This is a genomic window from Cecembia sp., assembly GCF_007126775.1.
GTDB lineage: Bacteria > Bacteroidota > Bacteroidia > Cytophagales > Cyclobacteriaceae > Cecembia.
Window position 1 is genome coordinate 1 of record NZ_SLAP01000058.1, and the last position, 6,481, is coordinate 6,481.

The window sequence follows — 6,481 nt, forward strand, 5'->3', positions numbered from 1 at the left end:
CATCAAAATTTTCAGGCTCTCTACTTCGAAAAAAATCTCCTCAGGAAACATTGACCTTGCTTGGGCATCATCAATATTACCTGTTACTATACGGAGGGTTTTATCACTGGGCAAGCTTTCGACAACTTTTAGATCTCCAATGTCTCCGGCATGCCAAATTTCATCCACATCTGTCAAATGTGAAAGCACCACCTCGTCGATGTAGCTATGAGAATCAGAAATCAAGGCAATTTTGACCATAACTGAGTTAGCTTAGAAATAATCCTTATTTTTGTATTCATGCAAGTTCAAAATTAAACGCGCCAATAAAAATGAAAACTTATTTATCATACATTCAAATTACTGCTATAATTTTTGGCCTTTTATTTTCCCTGGCCTTTATCAATGATGTGCTTGCGCAAGAAGGTGCCCCTAAGTTAAGCCCTGACAAATTTGAAAAGGAAGCAAATAAAAAGAAAAGCCATGTCATACTGGACATCAGAACACCGGAGGAAGTCGCTGAAGGCCATATTGAGGGAGCGCAATTTGCTGATTTCCTAGGGGAGCATTTTGAAGAAGATTTGAATAAGTTGAATAAAAAGAGGACCTATTATGTGTATTGCAGATCTGCGAAGCGTACCATTCCAGCTACAGAAAAAATGAAAGAAATGGGCTTCAAAAAAGTGTACATGCTGGAAGAAGGGCTCAACAATTGGATAGAAGCAGGCAAACCCTTAGTCAAAACCCCGTAAAATAAATCGCACAAGCCAAAATGTAGTTTTGGATTTGAGGGATTAGTTTCTATTTTTACGGCCGAAAATACTGTTTACAATGAGAGTTATTCAATTCAGAGAAGCATTAAGAGAAGCTATGTCCGAAGAGATGAGACGCGACAAAGACGTGTTTCTCATGGGAGAGGAAGTGGCAGAATATAACGGAGCTTATAAAGTTTCACAAGGTATGTTGGATGAGTTTGGCCCGGACAGGGTTTACGATACACCAATTTCAGAACTTGGCTTCGCCGGATTGGGTGTAGGTGCTGCTATGAATGGCCTAAAGCCAATCATAGAGTTTATGACATTCAACTTTTCTTTGGTAGCAATAGATCAAATAATCAATTCCGCCGCCAAGATGTTGGCCATGTCCGGTGGTGCTTATAGTGTACCCATCGTTTTCAGAGGGCCTACAGGAAATGCTGGTCAGCTTGGAGCTACCCATTCCTCCAACTTTGAAAACTGGTTTGCCAATACCCCTGGACTTAAAGTAGTGGTTCCTTCCAATCCTTATGATGCCAAAGGATTGCTTAAAGCCTCTATTAGAGACCCAGACCCGGTAATTTTCATGGAGTCAGAATTGATGTATTCTGACAAAGGGGAGGTGCCAGAGGGGGAGTACTTGCTTCCAATAGGTGTCGCTGATGTCAAAAGGAAAGGCAAAGATGTAACCATCGTATCATTTGGGAAAATAATGAAAGTAGCCTTAGAAGCTGCTGAAGAATTGGCAAAAGACGGAATAGAAGCTGAAGTGATCGACCTTAGAACGGTAAGGCCAATAGATTATGCAGCAGTAGTGGCGTCTGTAAAAAAGACCAATCGCTGTGTAGTAGTGGAAGAGGCCAATCCATTGGCTGCCATATCCTCTGAGATTGCATACCACCTTCAAAGAAATGCATTTGATTATTTGGATGCTCCTGTAGTTAGGGTCAATTCCATGGATGTGCCTTTGAGTTATGCTCCCACTTATATCGATGCAACCATACCCAATGTAAAAAGGACATTAGAAGCAGTAAAGCAGGTAATGTACAAGTAGTCCTGTTCTTTATTTAAGTTTAAAAAAAAGTCTTCCAAATTGCTTTGGAAGACTTTTTTTGTGTTTTGACCTCTTCCCGATATCCACCGGGACAGGCTACGACTGACCCTAATGAATAGTTCCATCTAACTTAACCTTACTTGTTGAAGTCTTAGAATCCGGGTTTAATGCCTATTTCAGTTTAAAGATAATTGACATTGTATCTATCTAAATAAAAAAGTCCGCTGGCAATACCAGCGGACTTTTGACAAATCAATCTATCTATTTATCAATTGCTATTCAAAACGGCTCCGCCACCTTCTCCTCCGCCTTCTTTGATATCATCATTGCTTACTCCCCTGCGTTTTCTCCTACTAGGTTCCATGCTTAGTTTGCCGATTCTATAGTTGAAATTGATCTTGAAGTTCATATTTCTTAAACCGACAATACTCTGCTGCATAATGTTAGGCGTCTGCAATTCATTTCGGATTCTAAATTCTGTAGTAAAGAAATTTTCCGCACCAAATCCTATACTTCCTCTTTTTTCATTGAACTGCTTATTGATATTCAAACTGTATATTCCAAAACCACCAGCAGAACCCTGAAGTTGCACCTGTCTTCCTCTCATAAAGGCGAAAGATTGCAATTGCCAGTTGTTGGGCAAAGAGTAGTTCGCAAATATCCTCCCGCTTAGCACAAAGCCTTGGTTACTGGCTGCAAACAGGGGATCCTCAAGGCCATTACTCAAGTCCGCGTAATATCCATCCACACTACCATTAAGAGAAAATTTACCGGAAAGATTTACATTCGAAAATACAGAGAATCCATAAGCCCTTTCCTGACCGATATTTTCAAAAGTTGTAAAGATAATGTCGTCATCCCTCACAGTCCTTACTGGCTGAATTGACCCGGTTGTGTTTCTAAAGTAGGTGGTGAAATTAAGCGTCATAGCTTTGGTATAGGTACTGTAGGAAAGTTCGTAATTGTCCGTCAACTCAGGATCCAATAAAGGGTTTCCCTGCGATACCTGTTGTGGGTTTGCTGCATTGATATTCGGATTCAGGAAATTAAGGAAAGGTCTCTGTACCCTTCGATTATAGGCAGCTTTGATCATATTGCCATTCTGAAATTTTCTGCTCAGGTTCAAACTTGGAACGAATAGACCATAGGAAGGAATATCTGTTTCCAATTCTGCATTTCTAAAGTCTGCATCAATATTTGTATATTCATACCTTAGACCTGCTTTTAAACCGTAATTTTTTAGTATTGTTGCAGTGTAAGAAGCATATCCAGCAGTTACATTTTGATCATAACTGAATTCGTTGGAAAAAGCAATGTCATCGATTTGGACAAATTCTCCATCAGACCCTTCTGCTGTAAAATATGCGAAATCACTTTGTGCTCTTCGCATGATATTTTTGGCGCCATACTCCAAAATCTGGTTTTTACCTGATCCTATGGGATTAACGTAATCCAACTGTACTGTAAACTCTTGGTTTCTACCAAGGTTATTGTTTTTGATTCTACTGGCGATATCAGTAAAAGTGCCGTTGTAAAGGCTGTTGACAAAATCATTGGTCAGGTTATTCTGACTGTACAAAGATGAAATACTAAATTCCTTTTGTGGCTTCTCATAGGTCTTTGTATAGTTGAAGTTGACATCAACATTATTGCTCAGGTTTCTGATATCCACATCCCGCAACAGGGAAGAAACCAATTCTTCCTCAAAAAACGTCTCAGTCAGCAGGCCATCCTGTTTGTTATTCATATTTCTGAGACCAAAGCTTACCGAGGCGGTCATAAAATTATACTTATCGATATCATAATCCCAGCCCAGGTTGTACCTTCCAAAGATCATATTGTTACGGGTATCCGCATTCTGTAAAATATTCAAGGTGGTGCCATCCGCATTGGTCACCAATTGGTTGTTTTCAAATGAACCCAGGATATTGTACCCTGCCCGTCCAAACCCACCTAAGGTCCATCCCATTTTTCCTTGTTTCAAGTTGGCATTCAAACCCAAATTGGAGCCTCTCAATCCAGCACTACTGTTAATATTTAGCGTAGCACCTTGAAGGTTGTTCTTTTTAGTGACGATATTAATGACACCGCCTGTGCCTTCTGCATCGTATTTTGCAGAGGGAGAAGTGATCACTTCAATAGATTTAATTTCTTCGGCTGGGATCTGCTTCAAAGCGTCTGCTACATTGGATGCCACAATAGCTGATTGCTTGCCATTGATCAATACCAGAATATTACTGCTTCCCCGCATAGAAACATTACCGTCCAAATCAACAGAAAGCATAGGAACACGCCGCATTACATCGGTAGCATCACCACCTACTAAGGTTTTATCATTTTCTGCATTATAAATAGTACGGTCGACCTTCTCTTCAATAAGGTCTCTTTGCCCCATTACTGTAACTTCTTGAAGAGAAACAGCTTCTGAGACTAGGATGATATTTTCAAGTTCCATGACCGGGCTGGCATCAGTAATTTCAAGCACCGGGGTAGTATATCCCTCAAAACCAAGGAAATTGATCTGAACCTGGTATTTACCGGCTTCAAAATTTGAAATAACAAACTCTCCCTCAAAATCTGCCACTGCACCGGCTATCGTCATTCCACTTTCAGCTTCCAAAAGTGCTACAGAAGCATAGGGTACGGGATCTTCTGAACCTTTCTCAAGAATTTTTCCGGAAATTTTAAAAACAGGCTTTTCTACCTGTTGGGCATGAACTTGGGCCATCTGGGCCGTCAGTGCCAGCATAGTGAAAAAGGCAATTAATAATTGGTTTAGCGTTTTCATGTTTTTTTGCGGATATTTTACAGTAACAAAGGAAAACTATTGTGCTTTCAAAAGAAAAAGCGATAGACCAGTACCGCAGATGTCTCGACCAAAAGCCTTATTAATCGGATAAACCCCTGAAGATTCCGGGCAAACAAAACTTTATCTTTTAAATACATCAATTCATCGGCATAATCGAGCTATTGGTAGATACTTTTAGCAAAACCGTAAAATTTTATTTTAGTTTACTGGAAATTCACCTATTTTAATTCGATGGAAAGCAGTGGTCTAAAAAAAAATATTACAATTCTCATACATATCCTGGCCTGGTTGCTGATTGGTTTGGTGTTGTTTGTTCTCTCCCCATTGTCTGCAGGAGTAGAAAGGCCAATAGAGTTCTGGATAAAGCAAGGGATTATGTTTTCCTTCCTGATCGGGATTTTTTACTTCAATTACATGTACCTCATTGAGCGTACCCTTTTCAGAAACAGAACTTCTGTCTTTCTTATCGTGAATTTTTTGGCTGGGCTGATATATGTAGGGATTTTAATTGTATACGATGACTTCGTTGGAATGCAGGAGATCATGCACAGGACCTTTCGCCCAGATGTCCCTCACACACCTAGGCCAAGAAATTACTATTGGGATATCTCCCACCTTCTGGTTTTCTACATGTCTGTTGGGATCAGTACCAGTATCGCAACAGTTCAAAAGTGGCAAGAAGACGAAAAAATCAGACTGAGATTGGAAAAAGAAAAAACAAATTCTGAATTTTCTTTCCTGAAAGCACAAATTAACCCCCATTTCTTCTTTAACACACTGAACAACATTTATTCATTAACCAATATTGATGTAGAAAAAGCCAAAACAGCGCTGCTCAAGTTATCCAGAATGATGCGGTATGTGCTCTATGAAACAGAAAAAAACCAAACTTTGCTCTCCAAAGAGTTGGATTTCATCAAAGATTTTCTTGAACTCATGAAAATGAGGCTTACCCAGAAAGTTAAACTTGATATTCAATTGCCGGAAAAAGTTAAAGATGTTGAAATTGCCCCCATGCTTCTTTTGCCAATCATTGAAAACTGCTTCAAACATGGTGTCAGTTCCCAAACTGACAGCCATATACAAATCCGTTTGGAAAAAACTGAAAACGAGTTGCACCTGGAGACAAAGAATACTATATTCAAATCAAGTGAGAATACTCCTGAAGGCAGTGCAAGCGGCATAGGCCTAATCAATACTATGAGAAGGTTGGATCTCTTATATCCCGGAAAATACACTTTGACCATTGACAAAATCAATCCTGAAAACGAATACAGGTTGCACCTTATTTTAAAAATAAAATGAAAATCACATGCATAGCAGTGGATGACGAACCTTTGGCATTGGACCTGATCAGTAAATTTATTGAACAAACATCATTTTTATCCTTAGAGGCAAAGTTTGACAATGCCATAGAAGCATTAGGTTACCTCAACAAGTATGAAATAGATTTGGTGTTCCTGGATATTCAAATGCCGGACTTATCAGGAATGGAATTGGCGAGAATACTGGAAGGCAAACAAAGTGAAAAAAAATCGAGGATAATTTTTACAACCGCTTACAATCAATTTGCTATAGAAGGCTATAAGGTTGATGCATTGGATTACCTTTTAAAACCTTTTAGTTACGAGGAATTTTTAAAAGCGGCCACCAAAGCTTATCAGTATGTAGAACAAAGGAACCGCAGCAAACAGGAAGTAACGGCTCCGAATATGATCGGAGATTTTATTTTTTTAAAAGTGGAATACCAATTGGTAAAGGTCTTACTCAGTCAAATTACCCATATAGAAGCCTATAAAGATTATGTAAAAGTCTAAAAAAAAAAAAAAAAAAGCCCATTGTTATCACTGAGCAGTATGAAAAGTATGGAAGATATATTGCCCA

The 6,481-nt window shown here is 39.2% G+C and carries 5 protein-coding genes and 1 pseudogene; 4 read left to right on the top strand and 2 right to left on the bottom strand.

Annotation, left to right across the window (positions count from 1 at the left end):
* On the bottom strand, window positions 1–240 hold a 240-nt coding region (locus QZT73_RS04155; RefSeq protein ID WP_291786757.1), incomplete at its 3' end, for a metallophosphoesterase family protein.
* 71 nt (window positions 241–311) lie between these two features.
* On the opposite strand from QZT73_RS04155, the gene QZT73_RS04160 reads away from it, so the two are divergent.
* Together QZT73_RS04160 and QZT73_RS04165 are read left to right on the top strand one after the other, a co-directional pair.
* Complete coding sequence (locus QZT73_RS04160; protein WP_291778581.1) at window positions 312–731, top strand: rhodanese-like domain-containing protein; 420 nt, start codon at window positions 312–314, stop codon at window positions 729–731.
* A gap of 79 nt (window positions 732–810) precedes the next feature.
* Window positions 811–1,788, top strand: coding sequence for a pyruvate dehydrogenase complex E1 component subunit beta (locus tag QZT73_RS04165; protein WP_291778579.1), 978 nt, complete (start codon window positions 811–813; stop codon window positions 1,786–1,788).
* Between the two features lie 268 nt (window positions 1,789–2,056).
* Here QZT73_RS04165 and QZT73_RS04170 read toward each other — a convergent pair whose 3' ends face one another.
* Window positions 2,057–4,576, bottom strand: coding sequence for a TonB-dependent receptor (locus QZT73_RS04170; protein ID WP_291786759.1), 2,520 nt, complete (start codon window positions 4,574–4,576; stop codon window positions 2,057–2,059).
* Between the two features lie 252 nt (window positions 4,577–4,828).
* On the opposite strand from QZT73_RS04170, the gene QZT73_RS04175 reads away from it, so the two are divergent.
* Together QZT73_RS04175 and QZT73_RS04180 are read left to right on the top strand one after the other, a co-directional pair.
* Window positions 4,829–5,902 (top strand): histidine kinase, encoded by a 1,074-nt coding sequence (locus QZT73_RS04175; RefSeq protein ID WP_291786762.1) that lies wholly within the window; start codon window positions 4,829–4,831, stop codon window positions 5,900–5,902.
* Window positions 5,899–6,481: pseudogene (locus QZT73_RS04180) on the top strand (response regulator); the annotation flags it as partial. The gene QZT73_RS04175 and the pseudogene QZT73_RS04180, both read left to right, overlap by 4 nt.

What these genes read in the sequence shown, in the direction of transcription:
- QZT73_RS04160 (WP_291778581.1), top strand. Translation starts at nt 312, where the DNA reads ATGAAAACTTATTTATCATACATTCAAATTACTGCTATAATTTTTGGC.
- QZT73_RS04165 (WP_291778579.1), top strand. Translation starts at nt 811, where the DNA reads ATGAGAGTTATTCAATTCAGAGAAGCATTAAGAGAAGCTATGTCCGAA.
- QZT73_RS04170 (WP_291786759.1), bottom strand. Translation starts at nt 4,576, where the DNA reads ATGAAAACGCTAAACCAATTATTAATTGCCTTTTTCACTATGCTGGCA.
- QZT73_RS04175 (WP_291786762.1), top strand. Translation starts at nt 4,829, where the DNA reads ATGGAAAGCAGTGGTCTAAAAAAAAATATTACAATTCTCATACATATC.